Annotated in this window: 20 protein-coding genes and 1 pseudogene; 16 read left to right on the forward strand and 5 right to left on the reverse strand. The window is 72.2% G+C overall.

Features of this window, described 5'->3' with window-relative positions:
- Together F8A92_RS10705 and ftsY are read left to right on the forward strand one after the other, a co-directional pair.
- Positions 1 to 1,911, forward strand: a pseudogene (locus F8A92_RS10705) (chromosome segregation protein SMC); the annotation flags it as partial.
- Between the two features lie 72 nt (positions 1,912 to 1,983).
- Complete coding sequence (ftsY, locus tag F8A92_RS10710; RefSeq protein ID WP_228389368.1) at positions 1,984 to 3,384, forward strand: signal recognition particle-docking protein FtsY; 1,401 nt, start codon at positions 1,984 to 1,986, stop codon at positions 3,382 to 3,384.
- Between the two features lie 16 nt (positions 3,385 to 3,400).
- On the opposite strand, the gene F8A92_RS10715 is transcribed toward ftsY, so the two are convergent.
- From F8A92_RS10715 to F8A92_RS10725, 4 genes are read right to left on the reverse strand one after another with little or no spacing between them, the layout of a single operon-like run.
- Entirely contained in the window at positions 3,401 to 4,135 is a 735-nt protein-coding gene (locus F8A92_RS10715) for an energy-coupling factor ABC transporter ATP-binding protein (RefSeq protein ID WP_153505154.1), read from the reverse strand.
- Positions 4,132 to 4,893: a cobalt ECF transporter T component CbiQ gene (cbiQ, locus tag F8A92_RS10720; protein ID WP_228389369.1), complete on the reverse strand. Its 762-nt coding sequence runs from the start codon at positions 4,891 to 4,893 to the stop codon at positions 4,132 to 4,134. The genes F8A92_RS10715 and cbiQ overlap by 4 nt, the downstream gene beginning before the upstream one ends.
- Before the next feature lies 1 nt (position 4,894).
- Positions 4,895 to 5,251 (reverse strand): PDGLE domain-containing protein, encoded by a 357-nt coding sequence (locus F8A92_RS19035; protein ID WP_228389370.1) that lies wholly within the window; start codon positions 5,249 to 5,251, stop codon positions 4,895 to 4,897.
- On the reverse strand, positions 5,248 to 5,949 hold the full coding sequence (locus tag F8A92_RS10725; RefSeq protein ID WP_228389371.1) for an energy-coupling factor ABC transporter permease: 702 nt from the start codon (positions 5,947 to 5,949) through the stop codon (positions 5,248 to 5,250). The genes F8A92_RS19035 and F8A92_RS10725 overlap by 4 nt, the downstream gene beginning before the upstream one ends.
- Before the next feature lie 139 nt (positions 5,950 to 6,088).
- Here F8A92_RS10725 and F8A92_RS10730 point away from each other — a divergent pair, with 139 nt between their 5' ends.
- The 8 genes from F8A92_RS10730 to F8A92_RS10765 all read left to right on the forward strand — a co-directional run bounded on the left by F8A92_RS10730 (position 6,089) and on the right by F8A92_RS10765 (position 14,323).
- Positions 6,089 to 6,646: a MauE/DoxX family redox-associated membrane protein gene (locus F8A92_RS10730; RefSeq protein WP_228389376.1), complete on the forward strand. Its 558-nt coding sequence runs from the start codon at positions 6,089 to 6,091 to the stop codon at positions 6,644 to 6,646.
- A 38-nt stretch (positions 6,647 to 6,684) separates the two neighbouring features.
- The gene (locus F8A92_RS10735; RefSeq protein ID WP_153505157.1) at positions 6,685 to 7,584 is read left to right on the forward strand and encodes a DsbA family protein; all 900 of its coding nucleotides are present in this window, start codon (positions 6,685 to 6,687) and stop codon (positions 7,582 to 7,584) included.
- 204 nt (positions 7,585 to 7,788) lie between these two features.
- Positions 7,789 to 9,342 carry a signal recognition particle protein gene (ffh, locus tag F8A92_RS10740; RefSeq protein WP_153505158.1) on the forward strand — a complete coding sequence of 518 codons (1,554 nt, stop codon included), beginning with the start codon at positions 7,789 to 7,791 and terminating at the stop codon, positions 9,340 to 9,342.
- A gap of 7 nt (positions 9,343 to 9,349) precedes the next feature.
- Positions 9,350 to 10,426 (forward strand): amidohydrolase family protein, encoded by a 1,077-nt coding sequence (locus F8A92_RS10745; protein WP_153505159.1) that lies wholly within the window; start codon positions 9,350 to 9,352, stop codon positions 10,424 to 10,426.
- 47 nt (positions 10,427 to 10,473) lie between these two features.
- Complete coding sequence (locus tag F8A92_RS10750) at positions 10,474 to 11,478, forward strand: patatin-like phospholipase family protein (protein ID WP_153505160.1); 1,005 nt, start codon at positions 10,474 to 10,476, stop codon at positions 11,476 to 11,478.
- A gap of 9 nt (positions 11,479 to 11,487) precedes the next feature.
- Entirely contained in the window at positions 11,488 to 12,084 is a 597-nt protein-coding gene (locus tag F8A92_RS10755) for a LysE/ArgO family amino acid transporter (RefSeq protein WP_153505161.1), read from the forward strand.
- A 55-nt stretch (positions 12,085 to 12,139) separates the two neighbouring features.
- Complete coding sequence (proS, locus tag F8A92_RS10760) at positions 12,140 to 13,549, forward strand: proline--tRNA ligase (RefSeq protein ID WP_153505162.1); 1,410 nt, start codon at positions 12,140 to 12,142, stop codon at positions 13,547 to 13,549.
- Positions 13,550 to 13,561: 12 nt separating this feature from the next.
- A complete protein-coding gene (locus F8A92_RS10765; protein ID WP_153505163.1) occupies positions 13,562 to 14,323 on the forward strand; it encodes an enoyl-CoA hydratase/isomerase family protein in 762 nt (253 codons plus the stop codon).
- A gap of 9 nt (positions 14,324 to 14,332) precedes the next feature.
- Here F8A92_RS10765 and F8A92_RS10770 read toward each other — a convergent pair whose 3' ends face one another.
- Positions 14,333 to 15,004 carry an HAD-IA family hydrolase gene (locus F8A92_RS10770; protein WP_153505164.1) on the reverse strand — a complete coding sequence of 224 codons (672 nt, stop codon included), beginning with the start codon at positions 15,002 to 15,004 and terminating at the stop codon, positions 14,333 to 14,335.
- An 85-nt stretch (positions 15,005 to 15,089) separates the two neighbouring features.
- Between F8A92_RS10770 and F8A92_RS10775 the strand changes: the two genes are divergently transcribed.
- The 6 genes from F8A92_RS10775 to rplS all read left to right on the forward strand — a co-directional run bounded on the left by F8A92_RS10775 (position 15,090) and on the right by rplS (position 19,052).
- Positions 15,090 to 16,235, forward strand: coding sequence for a YbfB/YjiJ family MFS transporter (locus tag F8A92_RS10775; RefSeq protein ID WP_153505200.1), 1,146 nt, complete (start codon positions 15,090 to 15,092; stop codon positions 16,233 to 16,235).
- A gap of 192 nt (positions 16,236 to 16,427) precedes the next feature.
- A complete protein-coding gene (gene rpsP / locus F8A92_RS10780) occupies positions 16,428 to 16,925 on the forward strand; it encodes a 30S ribosomal protein S16 (protein WP_153505165.1) in 498 nt (165 codons plus the stop codon).
- Positions 16,925 to 17,158: an RNA-binding protein gene (locus F8A92_RS10785; RefSeq protein WP_153505166.1), complete on the forward strand. Its 234-nt coding sequence runs from the start codon at positions 16,925 to 16,927 to the stop codon at positions 17,156 to 17,158. Before rpsP ends, F8A92_RS10785 begins: the two co-directional genes overlap by 1 nt.
- Positions 17,159 to 17,267: 109 nt before the next feature.
- The gene (rimM, locus tag F8A92_RS10790) at positions 17,268 to 17,783 is read left to right on the forward strand and encodes a ribosome maturation factor RimM (protein WP_153505167.1); all 516 of its coding nucleotides are present in this window, start codon (positions 17,268 to 17,270) and stop codon (positions 17,781 to 17,783) included.
- The gene (gene trmD, locus F8A92_RS10795) at positions 17,780 to 18,523 is read left to right on the forward strand and encodes a tRNA (guanosine(37)-N1)-methyltransferase TrmD (protein WP_153505168.1); all 744 of its coding nucleotides are present in this window, start codon (positions 17,780 to 17,782) and stop codon (positions 18,521 to 18,523) included. Before rimM ends, trmD begins: the two co-directional genes overlap by 4 nt.
- A 181-nt stretch (positions 18,524 to 18,704) precedes the next feature.
- Positions 18,705 to 19,052: a 50S ribosomal protein L19 gene (gene rplS / locus F8A92_RS10800; RefSeq protein ID WP_153505169.1), complete on the forward strand. Its 348-nt coding sequence runs from the start codon at positions 18,705 to 18,707 to the stop codon at positions 19,050 to 19,052.
- The last annotated feature ends 106 nt before the right edge of the window (positions 19,053 to 19,158 follow it).

Consider the following 19,158-nt stretch of genomic DNA (forward strand, 5'->3'; position numbering starts at 1 on the left):
GACGCCCTCACCCTCCTGCGGGACGCCGACGCCGGGCAGGCCGGCATGCTCATCACCGGCGCCGCCCGCCCCGCCCGCGACGGCTGGCCCGCCCTGCCGGCGGGCGCCCGCTGGGCGCTCGACGACGTCGACGTGCCGGACGAGCTGCTGGCACCGCTGACCGAGCTGCTGCACAAGGTCGCGATCGTGCCGTCGCTGGACGTCGCCGTCCGGCTGGCCGATGAGCACCCCGACGTCCGCGCGGTCACCGTCGACGGCGACGTCGTCGGTCGCGGGCTCGCCCGCGGCGGCTCGGCATCGGCGCCCTCGACGATCGAGGTCAAGGCGGCGGTCGACGAGGCGGAGGGCAAGCGGGCCGAGGCCGCGAGCCTGGCCGACGACCTCGCCGCCCGGCTCGAGGAGGCCGAGGGTCGCGAGCAGGCGCTCGCCGCGGAGGTCGCCGAGGCGCTGTCCGCGCTGCACGAGTCCGACGCCAAGATGAACGCCGTCGCCGAGGAGCTCGCGCACCTCGGGTCCGCCGCGCGCAGCGCCGTCGCCGAGGCCGACCGCCTCGTCCGCCAGCAGCAGCAGGCGGAGGAGAAGGCCACCCAGGCCCGAGCGGGTCTCGCCGAGATGGAGGAGCGGCTGCGGCTCGCCGAGCAGGCGCCCGCGGAGGAGGAGCCGTCCACCGAGGAACGCGACCGGCTGATCGTCGTCGTCGGCAACCTGCGCCAGCAGGAGGTCGACGTCCGGCTCGGCGTCCGCACCGCCGAGGAACGCGTCCAGGCGCTGGCCGGTCGCGTCGCCTCGCTGCGGCGCAACGCCGAGAACGAGCGCGCGGCCCGCGCCCGGCTGGCCAAGCAGCGCGAGCAGCGGGCGCGGGGCGCCGCGGTCGCCAAGGACGTCGCCGCTGCCGCGGAGCAGGTCCTAGCCCATCTCGGCGTCTCGATCTTGCGGGCCGAGAGCGAGCGGGACGCGATCGCCGCCGGACGCGTCGAGCGGGAGGCGGAGCTGCGGATGGTGCGCGCGCGGCTGCGAGAGCTCGGGGCCGATCTCGAGCGGCTCACCGACAAGGTGCACCGCGACGAGGTCGCGCGGGCCGAGCAGCGGCTGCGCATCGACCAGCTCGGCGAGAAGGCGTCCGAGGAGTTCGGCGTGACCGTGGAGGCGCTGCTGGCCGAGTACGGGCCCGACCAGCCGGTGCCGCCGACGGCCGCGATGGTCGCCGAGGCGGAGCAGAAGGGCGAGCCTGCGCCCGAGCCGACGCCGTACGACCGCGAGCTCCAGCAGAAGCGGGCCCGCAAGGCCGAGAAGGACCTCGCGCTGCTCGGCAAGGTCAACCCGCTGGCGCTCGAGGAGTTCGCGGCGCTCGAGGAACGGCATCAGTTCCTGTCCGACCAGCTCGAGGACCTCAAGGCGACCCGCCGCGACCTGCTGACGGTCGTGGCGGACGTCGACGCCCGCATCCTCGAGGTGTTCAGCTCGGCGTACGAGGACGTCGCGCGCGAGTTCGAGGTGGTCTTCAAGACGCTGTTCCCGGGCGGCGAGGGGCGCCTGGTGCTCACCGACCCGGACAACATGCTGACCACCGGCATCGAGGTCGAGGCGCGGCCGCCGGGCAAGAAGATCAAGCGGCTCTCGCTGCTGTCCGGTGGCGAGCGCTCGCTCACCGCGGTCGCGCTGCTGGTGTCGATCTTCCGCGCCCGCCCCAGCCCGTTCTACGTCATGGACGAGGTGGAGGCGGCCCTCGACGACGTCAACCTCGGGCGCCTGATCACGCTGTTCGAGCAGCTGCGCGACACCAGCCAGCTGATCATCATCACCCACCAGAAGCGCACGATGGAGATCGCGGACGCGCTGTACGGCGTGACGATGCGCGGCGACGGGATCACCCAGGTGATCAGCCAGCGGATCCGCGAGCGGGTCTCCTAGACCGCTGCCCGCACCGAAACCCGACCCCGCTCGGCCTCGGCCGGCTACGACATCTCTGGGATGATGCACCTCATGGAATGGCTCTACATATCGCTGGCCCTGCTCGTCGTCATCATCGGCGGCGGCTACGCCTACATCGTCAGCAAGGGCCGCAAGGTCATGCGGCTGGAGGACCGCCCCGCGCGTGGCGCGCGCGCGGAGGGCTCGACTGCCGGTGGGGCGGAGCGCCCCGGCGCCGGCACGGCGACGCTCGACCGCCCGGGGCCGGCCCCCGCGGGGCCCACCGCGACCCGTCCGGCGCCGTCGGAGCGGACCCCGCTCGAGACGCCGCGCACCACGGGCCCGGCCCGCTCGGACGCCGACCTCGAGCCGACCGACTCCGACATCGAGGCCGAGCTCGAGTCGATCATCATCCCGAACGACGCGGCGGCCCTCGCGCCACCGGCCGACACCGCTCCCGCCGAGGTCATCTCTGAACCTCAGGTCGAGGTTGAGCCTCAACCAGAGGTCGAGCCCGCACCGGCGGCGGTCCCCCTCGACACCCCGCCGTCGACCAAGGGGCGGATGGGCCGGCTGCGCGAACGGCTGGCGCGCTCCAACAGCGCGTTCGGCCGCGGGCTGCTCGCCGTCCTCGCCAAGGACGAGATGGAGGAGGAGGACTGGGAGGACCTCGAGGACTCCCTCCTGCGCGCCGACGTCGGCGTCGCTGCCTCCACCCACATCGTCGAGCAGCTGCGCACCAAGTCGATGGCCGTCGGTGCCGCCAGCTCCGAGAAGGTCAAGGCGCTGCTCGCCGATGAGATGGTCGACGCCCTCGACGAGGGCATGGACCGCTCGCTGGCGGCCACCCGCGCCGACGGGACGCCGGCCGTCGTGATGGTCGTCGGCGTCAACGGGACCGGCAAGACGACCACGTGCGGCAAGCTGGCCCGCGTGCTGGTCGGGGACGGGCACACCGTGCTGATGGGCGCCGCCGACACGTTCCGCGCGGCCGCCGCCGACCAGCTGAGCACCTGGGGAGAGCGGGTGGGCGTCGACGTCGTGCGCGGACCCGAGAAGGCGGACCCGGCCTCGGTCGCGTTCGACGCGGTCAAGGAGGGCAAGGCGCGCGGCGTCGACACCGTGCTGATCGACACGGCCGGCCGGCTGCACACCAAGCAGGGCCTGATGGACGAGCTCGGCAAGGTCAAGCGGGTCGTCGAGAAGCACGGCCCGGTCGACGAGACGCTGCTCGTGCTCGACGCGACCACGGGGCAGAACGGCCTGGTGCAGGCCCGGGTGTTCACCGACGTCGTCAACGTGACCGGCGTCGTGCTCACCAAGCTCGACGGCTCCGCCAAGGGCGGCATCGTGATCGCCGTGCAGAAGGAGCTCGGCGTCCCCGTGAAGTTCGTCGGCATGGGCGAGGGCAAGGACGACCTCATCCCGTTCGTGCCGCGAGAGTTCGTCGACGGCCTGCTGCAGACCACCTAGCTGGAGGGGGCGCGGGCTACGGGACGGCGAAGCCGAACGGCAGCTCGAGACGATGACGGGCGAGCAGCTCGGCGTCGCGCAGCAGGTCCGCGGTGCTGCCGTCGGCGACGATGACGCCGGCGTCGAGGACGACCGACCGCTCGCACAGCTGCAGCGCATAGGGCAGGTCGTGGGTGACCATGAGGACGGTCACGTCGAGCGCCTGCAGGATCTCGGCGAGCTCCCGGCGTCCCGCCGGATCCAGGTTGCTCGACGGCTCGTCGAGCACCAGGATCTCCGGGTCCATCGCCAGCACCGTCGCCACGGCGACCCGCCGGCGCTGGCCGAACGACAGGTGGTGCGGCGGGCGGTCGGCGTACGCGGCCATCCCGACCTGCTCCAGCGCCCGCGCCACCGCTGCCTCGAGCGGCGCGCCACGCAGCCCCAGGTTCGCCGGCCCGAACGCGACGTCCTGGCGCACCGTCGGCATGAACAGCTGGTCGTCGGGGTCCTGGAACACGATCCCGACGCGGCGGCGGACCTCGGCCAGATGCGGGCGGGTGACCGGCGTCCCGGCGACCTCGATGCGCCCCTCGCCGCCGCCGAGGATGCCGTTCAGGTGCAGCACCAGCGTCGTCTTGCCGGCCCCGTTCGGGCCGAGCAGCGCCACCCGCTCGCCGCGGTCGATGCGCAGGTCGACGCCGTACAGCGCCTGGTGGCCGTCCGGGTAGGCGAACGCGAGCCGTTCGACCCGCAGCGACGGCGCGTTCATCGCAGCCACCAGGCCGTGGCGGCGGCCGCGACGACGATCAGCACGCCGGCCGTCAGCGCGAGCGGCGCGCGCGCCGTGTCGCGCGTCTCGGTGACCGGCATGGTGCCGGCGTAGCCTCTGGCCAGCATCGCCAGATGCACCCTCTCGCCCCGTTCGTAGGACCGCACGAACAGCGTTCCGGCCGACGCCGCCACCGCCCGCGCCTGACGCGGCCCGGAACCGGCGAAGCACCGCGACTCGCGGGCGATCCGCATCCGGCGCAGGTCGTCGGAGACGACCGAGACGTAGCGCAGCATGAACGAGGCGATCTCCACCAGCGGTCCCGGCATCCGAAGGCGGTGCAGACCACGGACCAGCTCCGCCGGTCGGGTCGTCGAGGCCAGCACGACGCCGGCGAGCACACCGACGGTCGCCTTCGCCAGCATCGCCCCCGCCGCGAGCAGCCCGGGCTCGCTCACCGGCACGCCGAAGACGGCGACGCGGGGCCCGTCGGCGATGATCGGCAGCGCGAGGGCGAACACCACGAACGGCGTCTCGACGAGCATCCGGCGCAGCACGCGTCGCGCCGGCAGTCGGGCGGCTGCGGCGGCCGCCACCAGCACACCGACCGCGACCGCGAACGGCCACCACGTACCGCGCGGTACCGCCACGACCGCGAGGACGAGGACGAAGGCAGCGACGATCTTGTGGTGGCCCGAGGTGCCGTGCAGCCAGGAGCGACCGTCGACGTAGCCGAGGTCGCCGTGTCCCGCACCCACGTCAGCGACCGTCCGCATGCCGGCCGGCGGCGGCGTCGGCGGCCGCCTCGACGGGACGGCGCGGGCGCAGCAGCAGGAACAGCCCGGTGCCGGCCGCCCCGACCGCCACGACCCCGAGCACGCCGGCCACGCCGCCGGACAGCCCCCTGTCGTCCACGCCCTTGGTGCGGTAGTGCGCGAGCGGCCCGTCCTCGGACGCATGCGGACGCGCGGCATCGCTGATCCCCTTGTCGCCGGCCACCTTCTCCAGCCCGTCGGGCGCGGACGAGGCGAAGTAGCTCAGCAGACCGGCCATGAGGACGGCGGCGACGAGCAGGCCGATCGCGACCGCCCGGGCGGTGCGCGGGCGCGCCGTCACGCGGACACCTCGTCGGCCGGTGCGCCGGCACGCCGCCGCTCGAGCGGCGTGCGCAGGCTCCGGGCGATGAAGACGAGATCGGGCCGGGTGGCCAAGACCGTCCCGACGACGAGCGAGGTGATCAGTGCCTCGCCGAGGCCGATGAGGACGTGCACGGTCAACATCGCGCCGGCCAGGCTCGGCAGCGGCACGGCCACCGCGCCACCGACCGCGTACAGCCCGACGAACAGGGCGGCCGCGGATGGGACCGACAGCAGTGCGCCGCCGCAGACGGCCACCAGGATGCTGCCGCGCCGCCGGGGGAGCGCCGCCACCAGCAGGCGCATGACGCCGTACGAGACGATGACCGTGCAGATCGCCATCAGCAGCACGTTGGTGCCGAGCGCGGTCAGGCCGCCGTCCGCGAAGACCAGGGCCTGCACGACGAGGACGACCGCGACGCACAGGGCTCCGGTCCACGGCCCGACCAGGGCGGCGGCGAGGGCGCCGCCCAGCAGGTGTCCGCTGGTCCCGGCGCCCACCGGGAAGTTGAGCATCTGCGCCGCGAACACGAAGGCCGCGACGATGCCGGCCAGGGGAGCGGTCCGGTCGTCGAGCTCCCGGCGGGCGCCCCGCAGGCAGAGCGCGACGGCGCCGGCCGCCGCCACTCCGGTGGCGATCGACGTCGGCGCGTCGAGGAATCCGTCGGGTACGTGCACGGTGGCGGCCTCCTAACAGCTGCGCACCCGACCTTATTGCACATCGTTTGCAATAAGAAGCGGCGCCGGTGACGCGCCCGCCGATTCCGGTCACAGCGGCGGGCCGCCGCGCGCAGTCCGTGGAACAATGGCGGGCGTGATGCACCCGGAGCCCGCCGACGACAGCGGCTCGTGGGCTCGGCTGCGCCCCGCCGTCGGCACCGCGATCCGCCTGGTCATGGGCGTCGTCTTCGGGTACGCCGGCATCTCGAAGATTCTCGATATCCCGGTGGCGAAGGTGTCGGTCGAGTCCTACCGGATCTTCCCCCGCGAGATCGCCGACACGATCGGCGTCGTGCTCCCGGTCGTGGAGATCGCCCTCGGGCTGCTGCTGCTGCTCGGCGTCGGCACGCGCATCGTGTCGATCATGCTCTCGCTGCTGCTGATCGCCTTCATCGCCGGCATCGCCTCGCTGTGGGTCCGGGGCATCAGCACCCAGTGCGGCTGCTTCGGCGGATCGTTGATCCCGACCGGGCGGCCGGACTACCCGCTCGAGATCGCCCGCGACTCCGGGATGCTCCTCGCCACGGCATGGCTGGTGCTGTGGCCACGCACCCGCTTCGCGGTCGAGGACCTGCTGGGCCGCCAGCAGGACCCGGCCGCGGCCCGGGTGGACGACCTCGGCGCCCCGGCCGGCGACGCGCTCGCCGCCCGATGACCAGCCACGCCATCCCGTAGGACGAACGAAAGAGGACCATGTCGAACTCGAAGAAGCGCACCGTCAAGCCCGGCGGCTCGACCGGCGCGCCGGACCGCGCGGGCGCGTCGAAGCCGGCGTCCACCGCCAAGTCGCCCTCCGCGCGGGCCGCCACGGCGCGCTCCAACGCGACCGGGCCGAAGGTCGGCAAGAAGCCCGCGACCCGGTCGCAGCCGAGCAAGGACCGCGCCAAGGCGCTGGCGGACGCCCGCAAGGCGGCGGCCGGACGCGGCGGCAGCCAGACGACGATCTGGATCGTCGCGGCCGTTCTCGTCGCGGCGCTCGTCGTCGCCGGCATCATCGCGGTGAACAGCAGCAACAGCGAGAAGGAAAAGGCCGCCGCCTCGATCGACCTCGGCACCGGAGCGGTCGCGTCCAACGCGATCACCTGGGGCGAGCAGGCGGCGCCCGTCACGATCGACTACTGGGTGGACCTGCTGTGCCCGGCGTGCCGCGCCTACGAGACGCAGGCCGCGCCCACCGTCGAGAAGGCGGTCAAGGACGGCAAGGCCAAGCTCGTCGTGCACCCGGTCGCGATCCTCAACAACAGCTCGTCCCCGGCCGGCTACTCCACCCGCGCCGGAGCGGCCGTGATGTGCGCCGGCGACCAGCCCAAGGGCTACCTGTACATGAAGGAGCTCTACAACGAGCAGCCGGCCGAGGGCGGCCCGGGGCTGTCCGACAAGGAGCTGATCTCGATCGGTGAGAAGGTCGGCCTCGGCGACGCGTGGACGAAGTGCGTCACCGACGGCGCGCAGAAGGACGCGCCCACGGCCAACACCGACGAATTCGACAAGAAGGGCTTCAAGGGCACGCCGACCGTGCTGGTCAACGGGACCCAGATGACGTCCGGCACCGTCGCCGAGCTGAGCAAGGCGATCGACGCCGCCGCAGCGTAGCCGCGCCGAATGCGGGTCGGCCGCGCGGGAGCCTTTCCCGGCGGCCGGCCCGCTCAGCTGCTCGCGCCACCGGCCGCTGATCGGATCCTCCGCCCGCGGACGCCTCTCGGGCAGCGTCGTCCGGCCGCCGCGGTGGACTACTCTAGAGAGTCGGCATGCCGCAGGATCGCCGACGGCGTCCGTCCACCATCACTGGGAGCTTTCGTGTTCGACACCCTTTCCGACCGCCTGGAGAAGGTCTTCACCGGCCTGCGCAGCAAGGGCCGGCTGACCGAGGCCGACATCAACGCGACGGCGCGCGAGATCCGCATCGCGCTGCTGGAGGCGGACGTCGCGCTCCCCGTCGTCAAGGCATTCGTCGCCGCGATCAAGCAACGCGCCCTCGGGGCGGAGGTCTCCAAGGCGCTCAACCCCGCGCAGCAGTTCATCAAGATCGTCAACGACGAGCTGATTGGTGTCCTGGGTGGGGAGACGCGGCGGCTGCAGTTCGCGAAGAACCCGCCGACCGTGATCATGCTCGCCGGCCTGCAGGGTGCCGGCAAGACGACGCTCGCCGGCAAGCTGTCGCAGTGGCTGCGTGGGCAAGGCCACTCGCCCGTGCTGGTGGCGTGCGACCTGCAGCGACCCAACGCGGTCACCCAGCTGCAGGTCGTCGGCAAGCAGGCCGGCGTCGATGTCTACGCCCCGGAGCCGGGCAACGGAGTCGGCGACCCGGTGCAGGTCGCGCGCGACTCGATCGAGCACGCGAAGCGGCAGATGCACGACATCGTCATCGTCGACACCGCCGGCCGCCTCGGCGTGGACACCGAGATGATGCAGCAGGCGATCGACATCCGCGAGGCGGTGCGCCCCGACGAGGTGCTGTTCGTCATCGACGCCATGATCGGCCAGGACGCGATCACGACGGCCGAGGCGTTCCGGGACGGCGTCGGGTTCACCGGCGTCGTCCTGTCGAAGCTCGACGGCGATGCGCGCGGTGGTGCGGCGCTCTCGGTGCGCTACGTGACCGGCCAGCCGATCATGTTCGCCTCCACCGGCGAGAAGCTCGAGGACTTCGACGTCTTCCACCCCGAGCGGATGGCCTCCCGCATCCTCGGCATGGGCGACATGCTCACCCTCATCGAGCAGGCGCAGCAGACGTTCGACGAGGACGAGGCCGAGCGGATGGCGCAGAAGGTCGCCTCCGGCAACAAGTTCACCCTCGAGGACTTCCTGGAGCAGATGCTCGCCATCCGCCGGATGGGTCCCCTGCAGAACCTGCTCGGCATGCTGCCCGGAGCCGGACAGATGAAGGAGCAGCTGAACAACCTCGACGAGAAGGACCTCGACCGGACCGCGGCGATCATCCGCAGCATGACGCCGGCCGAGCGCCGGGACCCGAAGATGATCAACGGATCTCGCAGGCTGCGTATCGCGAACGGCTCCGGCGTCACCGTGTCCGAGGTCAACAACCTCGTCACCCGGTTCTTCGAGGCCCGCAAGATGATGACCCAGATGTCGGGGGCGATGGGCCTCGGCGGCGGCAGCGGCATCAGCCGCAAGTCGCGCAACGCCAAGAACAAGAAGGGCGGCAAGAAGGGCAAGAAGGGGACGTCGCGCCCGAACCGCCCGATGGGCCTGCCGGGTATGGGCGGCATGCCGGGGCTGCCTCCGGGCGGCCTGCCCGACGGCTTCCCGGATCTCGGCCGGGCCGGCGGCAAGCTGCCGAAGATCCCCGGCATGCCCGACCTGTCGAAGCTCGACCTTCCCAAGGAGTAGCCGACAGATGGGTGCGCTGCGATTCACCGGCGTGGTGCTGCCCGGCGACGAGCAGCGCGACCTGTATGTCGTCGACGGGCGCGTCAGCTACCAGCCGGTCGCCTCCGCCGAGACAGTCACGCGGGGCGGCTACATCGTCCCCGGGCTCGTCGACGCGCACTGCCATCTGTGGAACTCGCCCGAGGGCTTCGTGGACGGCGCGGACCACGACCGGCTGAGGGACAACGCGCGGCAGACGCGCGACGGCGGCGCCACGCTGATTCGGGACTGCGGCTGCCCGTACGACACGGCGTGGATGAACGACGAGCCCGACCTGCCGGAGATCATCCGGGCAGGCAAGCACATCGCGCAGGACAAGCGCTACATCACCGGGGTGTACACCCACACCGACGCGGCCCACCTCCCGGCGCAGATGGCGGCCGAGGCGCGTCGGGGCGACGGGTGGGTCAAGCTCGTGGGCGACTGGATCGACCGCGGCGCAGGCGATCTGGCTCCGCTTTGGGGCCTCGACGAGCTGCGCGCCGGGATGACCGCCGCGCACGCCGCGGGCGCCCGCGTCACGGCGCACACCTTCTCCGAGGCCGCCCTTCCCGACCTCGTCGCATCCGGTATCGACTGCATCGAGCACGGCACCGGCATCACCGACGAGGTGATCGCCGCCATGGTCGAGCACGGCACGGCGCTCGTTCCCACGCTCGTCAACATCCGCAACTTTCCGTCGATCGCCGACAGCGCGGGAAAGTACCCGACGTATGCCGAGCACATGCGATCGCTGTACGAGGAGCATCCGAGGCGGCTGCGGGCCGCGTACGAGGCCGGCGTGCCGATCTACGCCGGTACCGACGCCGGCGGCGGGATCGCTCACGGCTCGATCGCCGAGGAGGTGATCGCGCTGACCGGCATCGGGATGAGCGCCGTCGACGCCTTGGGAGCGGCGTCATGGCGGGCCCGCGCCTGGCTGGGCCGCCCCGGCCTCGAGGAGGGTGCGCCAGCCGACTTCGCCTGCTACTCGGCCAATCCGCTCGACGACCTGGCCGTGCTGCGCGAACCGCGGCACGTCGTGCTGCGCGGCGTCGTCCACTGACCGACCGCGCACGCGGATCATCGATACGCCGACGAACGGAGCGTCACATGCCGGGTCCACTCGCACCCGAGCACTGGGTGTGCCTCGCGGGCGGCAACGCCCTCGGAGCGTTCCACGCGGGCGCCCTGGAGGCGCTGCTCGAGGCGGAGCCACCGGTCACCAGGGTCGCGGGCGCGTCGATCGGCGCGGTGAGCGCCGGCCTGCTGGCCGGCGGCCCCCGCGACAGGGCCGCGGAGCGGTTGCGCACGTACTGGGCGCGCGCCGAGGACCGGTCGGCGGCCGGTCTGCTGCCGGCCTCCCGGCAGGCCGCAGCGTCCCGCGCGATGACCGGCGGCCGGCTCGGGCTCTTCCACCCGAGTCTGCCGGGGATCTGGGGTGCCCTCCCGCTGGTGCCCGACGACGACCACCTGCACTCCACCGCGCCGATGCGCCGCACGCTCGAAGAGCTGATCGACTTCGACGTGCTCAACAACGGCGAGATCCGGGTCGTGGTCAACGCGCTGGACCAGCTGACCGGCGAGGACGTCGTGTTCGACAGCGCCCGCACGACGATCACCGTCGATCACCTGCTCGCGAGCTCCGCGCTGCCGCTGCTGTTCCCCCCGGTCGAGATCGACGGCCGGCTGCTGGTCGACCCCGGCCTGTCGGCGAACCTTCCGGTCCGGCCGCTGTTCGCCGATCCGCCGCGCGGGGACGTCGTCTGCTGGGCGATCGACCTCTGGCCTCCCGTCGCCGAGCGCGCGTCCTCGCTGGACGCCGTGGCGCGCCGACAGCAGGATCTCGTGTTCGCTGCGCAGAGCCGCCATGCGCTCGAGCTGCTGGAGGCGACGGTCTCCGCGCCGCTGCGCTCCTCCGGCCGCCGGGCCGTCGTGCACCACCTGGGCTACGACGGCGCGGGATGGGAGATCGCGATGAAGGGCTTCGACTACTCGCCCGCGTCCCTGCAGCGGCGCCTGGTGGCGGGACGCGATGCGATGCAGCAGGCGTTGGGCGGCTCGCTCCAGCCGGTCGACCCGGGCCTGCATGTCGTCCGGCACCCGTTCCGGGGCTAGCGCAACACGGTGCTCGACCTCCTGACCGGCGTACTGACCGGCCTCTCGCTGATCGTTGCCATCGGCGCGCAGAACGCCTACGTGCTGCGGCAGGGGCTCCTGCGCAACCACGTGACGGCGGTCGTCGCGATCTGCATCGTCGCCGACGTCCTGCTGATCGCGGCAGGCGTCGCGGGCCTGGGTGTCGTGGTGCAGCGGGTGCCGCAGCTGTTGACCGTGCTGACCTGGGCGGGCGCGGCGTACCTGGTGTGCCTCGCCGTCGGGGCCTTCCGGCGCGCGCTGACCACCGAGCACCTCGATCCGTCGGCGACGCCGCCGTCCGGGCTCCGCGTCGTGGTCCTGACGACGCTGGCGTTGACCTTCCTCAACCCGCACGTGTACCTCGACACCGTGCTGATGCTCGGCTCGATCGCGAGCACGCACGGCGCCGGCCGATGGCTGTTCGGAAGCGGGGCGATGATCGCCAGCGTGCTCTGGTTCGGCGCTCTCGGACTGGGTGCGCGGGCGCTGTCGCGGCTGGTGCACCGGGCGTCCACGTGGCGGGCGATCGACGTCGCCGTGGGCTGCGTGATGCTCGCCGTCGCTGTACGCCTGGTCACGCTGTAGCCGGCGGCTGTGTCCCCGCAAGGCCGCATCGCCGCCACACACTACGATCATCCGCATGGCAAAAAGCGTTCTCACCCCGCAGTCCGAAGACTTTCCCCGTTGGTATCAGGACGTCGTCGCGAAGGCGGAGATGGCCGACAACGGACCGGTCCGCGGCACGATGGTGATCCGTCCTTACGGGTACGGCATCTGGGAACGCATGCAGGCGGAGATGGACGCCCGGATCAAGGCGTGCGGCGCCAAGAACGCCTATTTTCCGTTGTTCATCCCCGAGTCGTACCTGACCCGCGAAGCCGAGCACGTCGAGGGCTTCAGCCCGGAGCTCGCGGTCGTGACGCACGCCGGCGGGAAGCAGCTCGAGGAGCCGGTGGTGGTGCGCCCGACGTCCGAGACCGTCATCGGCGAGTTCATGGCCAAGTGGATCAACTCGTACCGTGATCTGCCTCTGCTGCTGAACCAATGGGCCAACGTGGTGCGGTGGGAGCTGCGCCCGCGGGTGTTCCTGCGCACCAGCGAGTTCCTCTGGCAGGAGGGCCACACCGCGCACGCCACCGAGGCCGACGCGGCGGCGTACGCCGCTCGCATCCACCGGGAGGCGTACGAGGACTTCATGGTCCAGATCCTCGCCATGCCGGTGATCCGCGGCCGCAAGACCAAGGCCGAGCGGTTCGCCGGTGCGACCAACACGCTCGCCCTCGAGGCGATGATGCGGGACGGGAAGGCCCTGCAGATGGGTACCTCCCACGAGCTCGGGCAGAACTTCGCGAAGGCGTTCAACATCAAGTACCTGTCGTCCGAAGGCAGGCAGGAGACCTGCTGGACGGCGTCCTGGGGCACCTCGACGCGGATGATCGGCGGCCTGATCATGACCCACGGTGACGACAACGGGCTGCGAATCCCGCCGCGCCTGGCCCCGACCCAGGCCCTCGTCATGGTCGTCAAGGACGGCGACGGGGTCAGCGACGCGGCCACCCGCATCACCGCCGAGCTCGCGGCGGCCGGCGTGCGGGCCGAGCTCGACGACCGGACCGACACCGCCTTCGGGCGGCGCGCGGTGGATGCCGAGCTCAAGGGCATCCCGCTGCGGATCGAGGTGGGCCCGCGGGACATCGCCGAGCACAAGGTCACGATCGCCCGGCGGATCGCCGGCGGCAAGGCGCCCGTCGCGCTCGACGAGGTCGTCGCATACGCGGTGCGCGCGCTCGACGAGGACCAGCGCGCCCTGTTCGCCGAGGCGCTCGAGCGCCGGGACCGGCTCACCGCCGAGGTCACCACGGTCGAGGACGCACTCGAGGCCGCGCAGACCGGGTTCGCCCGGATCCCATGGGCGACGCTGGGCGTGGAGGGGGAGCGCACGCTCGCAGCATCGGCGGTGACGGTGCGCTGCCTGGTGCGCCCGGACGGCGAGATCCCGGAATCGGACGACGAAGAGGGCGCGATCGCGATCGTCGCCCGCGCGTACTAGGGCGGCGACGGCATGGCGCACGACCTGGATGCGTACCAGCGGCTCACCATCGAGGCGGGGGAGCAGGTGCTGCGGGTCTGGCTCGACCGGCCGCCCGTGCTGAACGCGCTGGATCCGCAGACCCTCGACGAGCTGACCCGGCTGTACACCGCGGTCCACCAGATGGACGACGTGCGGGTCGTGGTGCTCGGCGGCAGGGGCCGGGCGTTCACCGCCGGCGCCGATCTGACGAACCACCCGTCACGGCCCGCGCCGGACGCGCCCCCGCGCGCGCACCGGCGGATCGCGCAGACCGGCCACCGGACCATCGCCGCGATCCAGGGCTGCCCGGCGATCACCATCGCGCGCACGCACAGCCACGTCATCGGCGGAGGCGTGCTGCTGGCGGCGGCCTGCGACTTCCGCGTCGGGGCCGACGACTCGGTGTTCCGGCTGCCTGAGGTGGAGATCGGCATCCCACTGTCCTGGGGCGGCACGCCGCTGCTGATCCGGGAGATCGGCGCGGCGCGCGCACGCGAGCTCATCGTGACCTGCCGCCCGTGCGACGCCCAGGAGGCCTACCGGCTCGGGCTGCTGCACTCCGTCGTCCCGGCCGAGGAGCTGGACGCCGAGGTGGACCGCTGGCTGGCCCGGCTGCTGGCGCTGCCGCACTACCCGGTCGAGGCGACCAAGCACCAGTTCCAGCGGTACGCGGCGGCCGCCACGCTGGCCGACCTGACCCAGACCGACGCGGACGTCTACCAGGCCGCCGTCGCCCGGACGAGGACGACGTAGCGTCGTCCGCTACGGCAGGCGCTGCGGGCTGCGCAGCGGGATCCCGAGAATCGACTCCAGCTCGGCGATCGCCACCTCCGGGGCGCCGACCTTGATGGTGCGCATCCCCATCGCGCGGGCAGGCTTGAGGTTGATGCCGAGGTCGTCGAGGTAGACGCACGCCTCGGGGTGCACGTCGAGCAGCTCGCACGCGGTCCGGTAGAACTGCGGCTCCGGCTTGCGGTAGCCCACCTTGCTCGACTCGACGACTGCGTCGAAACGCGCCATGATCGGGGCGACGTCCGCGCGCTCGTTCGCCGTCGGGTCGATGCCGTCGCTCTTGGTCACGTTGTTGGTCAGGCAGGCGGTCTTGTAGCCGGCCGCCTTCACCGCGTCGAGGGCCGCGACCATCTCCGGCCGCACCTCGCCGGCCAGCAGCGCCAGGATGTCGGCGCCGCGCACCTCGTGACCGAGGCGTTGCGACTCGAGGGCGAAGGCCTCGTCGAACTCCGCGTGCGTCAGCTCCGAGCGCTCCAGACGTGCCCACGCGTTGGCGTCGGGATCGTGCGTGTTGACGGTGCGCACGAAGTCGGCGGGCAGCCCGCGCTCGGCCTCGAAACGGTTGAACGCCTCGAAGGGGCTGGAGAGGATCACTCCGCCGAAGTCCCAGAGCACTGCCTTGATGTCGTCGCCAGAAGTCATGGCTGACAGACTAGCCGGGCCGCCGGGCGCCGCCGCGGCCTGTTCGCGCGGGCCGGGCCGCCCGCTCCGCTACGGTGGCGAGGTGATGGGAACGGCGCGCAGCGGACGGTCGGTGACCGGGCAGGGGTTGCTCGGGATGGCCGTGGCGATGGGCATCGGACGGTTCGCCTTCACTCCGCTGATGCCGGTGATGATGGCCGGTGGCGTGATCAGCCGTCACGAGGGCGCGTGGATCGCCACCGTCAACTACCTCGGGTATCTGGTGGGCGCCGTCGTGCTGACGCTCTGGCCGCAGATCAACACCCGCTTCAGCTTCCGCGCCTGGACCGTCGTCGTGATCGTCAGCGAGGCGCTGATGGTGCCGATGGACAGCTTGCTCGGCTGGAGCCTCCTGCGCTTCCTGGCCGGCTACGGCAGCGCGGTCCTGTTCGTCGGGATCGCGAGCACCGTCGGGGCCTATCTGACGCGCGGCGCCTCCCCGGGCGTGGCCTTCGGCGGCGTCGGCGTCGGCATCGTGATCATGGGCGCGTTCTCGCTGCTCGCGGCCGGATCGCTCAGCTGGCAGCAGATGTGGCTGGGCACCGCCGGCATCAGCGTCGTCCTGGCGGTCGGCCCGTGGCTGCTGCCGGTCGAGCCGGAGGCGCGCCCGATCCGGCGCACCGACGGCCAGGGGCGGCCGACAGCCGCCGTCCGGCGCATCTGGATGCTGCTGCTGTCGGCCTACTTCCTCGAGGGGCTGGGCTACATCATCATCGGGACGTTCATCGTCGCGGCGGTCGGCACCGGCAGCGGGGTCAGCGCGGTGGTCTGGATCATCGCCGGCCTGGCCGCGGTGCCCGCCACCTTCGTCTACCACCGCGTCGCCCAGCGGGTCCCGATCAGCCGCGTCCTGGTGGTCGCCTACGCGCTGCAGATCGGCGGGTCGGTGCTGCCGGCGGTCACCGATGCCACCTGGGCGGCGACCGTCTGCGCGGCGCTGTACGGCGGCACCTTCCTGGGCATCGCGATGATGACGACGACCCAGGGACGGCGGCTGCCGGTGGCCCGCTCGGCGGCGGCGCTCACGACGGCGTACAGCATCGGGCAGGTGCTCGGCCCGCTCGTCGTGGCGCCGGTGATCGGGCAGTCCTATCGCACCGCGTTCGCGATCGCGGCCGCGGTGATCGCCGTCGGCGGCGTGGCGATGACCTGGTGTGCCCTGCTCATCGCGCGGCACGGCGAGGACGGATAGTGAGTGCGATCTCGCGAGCCGGGGCTGACCGGCGTCCGCATCGTCTGGCAGAATGAACAGGTTGACTTCTGCGGACGCATCGGGCCCTCTACCTGACTTTGCGCCGCGGGCTCACACGGGACCGGCGTACCCGCACCCCCACGCGACGTACGGCGCCCCGACCCCAAGACCAAGATGGAGCACTAGGAAACAGTGGCAACCAAGATCAAGCTCATGCGCCTGGGCAAGATGCGCGCCCCGTACTACCGCATCGTCGTGGCCGACGCGCGCACCAAGCGCGACGGCCGCGCGATCGAGACGATCGGCAAGTACCACCCCAAGGAGAACCCGTCGTTCATCGAGGTCGACTCCGAGCGTGCGCAGTACTGGCTCGGTGTCGGCGCGCAGCCGACCGACGCGGTGGCGGCGATTCTGAAGGTCACCGGTGACTGGCAGAAGTTCAAGGGCGAGGCGGCTCCCGAGCCGATGAAGACCAAGGCGCCCGCCGAGGACAAGAAGGCCCGCTACGAGGCCGCGCTCGCCGGCGCGATGGCCGACGGCGACGCCGCCAAGGGGGCTGCGACCACGCCCAAGAAGAAGGCCGCCCCGAAGGCGGACGACGCCGCCAAGGCCGAGCAGCCGAGCGCCGCCACGGCCAAGGCCGAGGAGGCTCCTCAGGCTGACGCGGCCCCGGCCGAGGACGCCAAGTAGTGCTCGAGGAAGCCGTCTCGCACCTCGTGCGCGGCATCGTCGCCAACCCCGACGACGTGCAGGTCGACATGGTCACGACCCGCCGCGGGCGGGTGCTGGAGATCCGGGTGCACCCCGATGATCTCGGCAAGGTGATCGGCCGCAGCGGCCGCACCGCGAAGGCGTTGCGCCAGGTCGTGTCGGCGGTCGGCGGCAAGGGCATCCGCGTCGACGTCGTGGACGTCGACGACTGAGCACCGCACATCGACAAGCACCGCACTGTGGGCAAGCGCCGAGCGATCGGGGCTTGCCCACAGCGCGTTCTGCGCCCGTCATACTGACCGCACCACGAAGGAGAGCACCGTGCAGCTGGTGATCGGCCGGATCGGCAAGGCCCACGGCATCCGGGGCGAGCTGAACGTCGGCATCCGCACCGACGAGCCGGAGGAACGCTTCGCGGTCGGCGCCGTGCTGCGCACCGACCCCGCCGAGCGCGGCCCGCTCACGGTCCGCTCCCAGCGCTTCGTCAGCGGGCAGAAGCTGGTGCTCGGGTTCGCGGAGATCGCCGACCGCACGGCGGCCGAGACGCTGCAGGGGACGCTGCTGGTCATCGACTCGGACGAGCTGCCGCCGATCGAGGACGACGACGACTTCTACGACCACGAGCTGGTCGGGATGGCCGTCTCGACCGAGGACGGGGTCGACGTCGGTGAGGTCGTCGACGTCGTCCACGGCGCCGGCGGCGACACCCTCGTCGTCCGGGCCCGCGGGGAGCGTCGGGAGATCCTGCTGCCGTTCGTGCGCGACATCGTGCCGGTCGTCGACCGCGCGACGCGGTGCATCACCGTGACGCCGCCCGACGGGCTGCTCGAGCTGTGAGGATCGACGTCCTCACGGTCTTCCCGGGCTACCTGGATCCGCTGCGCGAGTCCCTCGTCGGCAAGTCCATCGCGCGCGGTGATCTCGCCGTCGGCGTGCACGACCTGCGGGCCTGGACCCACGACGTGCATCACAGCGTCGACGACGCGCCGTACGGGGGCGGCCCGGGCATGGTCATGAAGCCCACGGTCTGGGGCGCGGCACTCGACGAGACGCTCCGGCCCGACTCGATCCTCGTCGTGCCGACCCCTGCAGGGCGGCTGTTCACCCAGCGCGACGCCGAACGGCTGGCGGACGCCGAGCACCTGGTGTTCGCCTGCGGACGCTACGAGGGCATCGACCAGCGGGTCGCGGACGACGCGGCGCGCCGCGTTCCCGTCCTCGAGCTGTCGATCGGCGACTACGTGCTGGCCGGGGGAGAGGTCGCCGTCCTGGTGATGGTCGAGGCGATCGCCCGGCTGCTGCCCGGCGTCCTGGGCAACGCCGAGTCGGCCCGCCTGGACTCGCACTCCGACGGGCTGCTGGAGGGGCCGTCGTACACCAGGCCCGAGGTGTGGCGGGACCTCGCCGTCCCCGACGTGCTGCGGTCGGGGAACCACGCCGCGATCGCGCGCTGGCGTCGCGACGAGGCCCTGCGGCGGACCGCGACGCGACGGCCCGACCTGCTCGCGGCGTACGACGAGACCCTGCTGGACGCCCGGGACCGGGAGGTCCTCGCGCAGCTCGACGGCCCCGCGTAGCGAAAGTCACGCGACCGCGCGGGGCCCGGTGTTCCGCAAACCTCGACGATAGGGCACACTAGACAGGTTGCCTTTGGCCAGAAGTGCGCTCGACGCCGCGCCCGGCAGCCACCTGAAGACTTCCGCTCGTGCTCCACCGCGCGGGCCTGACATGTAGGCAAGACGAAGGAAGCGACACGACATGAACGTCCTCGACGAACTCGACCGCGAGCTGCTGCGCGACGACATCCCCGAGTTCCGCCCCGGCGACACCCTGAAGGTGCGGGTCAAGGTCATCGAGGGCACCCGCTCGCGCATCCAGGACTTCCAGGGCGTCGTCATCCGCCGCCACGGCGCCGGTGCCCGCGAGACGTTCACCGTCCGCAAGATCTCCTCGGGCGTCGGCGTCGAGCGCACCTTCCCGGTGCACACGCCGGTCATCGAGGCCATCGAGGTCATGACCCGCGGTGACGTCCGTCGCGCCAAGCTGTACTACCTGCGCAACCTGCGCGGCAAGGCCGCCAAGATCAAGGAGCGTCGCTTCAAGTAGCGCACGCGCCCGAAGGCGCGGTCCGGCAACCCGCCGGACCGCGCCTTTCTCGTTCTCCGGGGGGTCGCCGGGGTGCCTCACCAGCGGTTCGCCCGCGGTCGCCTAC

This window comes from Cumulibacter manganitolerans, assembly GCF_009602465.1.
Classification (GTDB): Bacteria; Actinomycetota; Actinomycetes; order Mycobacteriales; family Antricoccaceae; genus Cumulibacter; species Cumulibacter manganitolerans.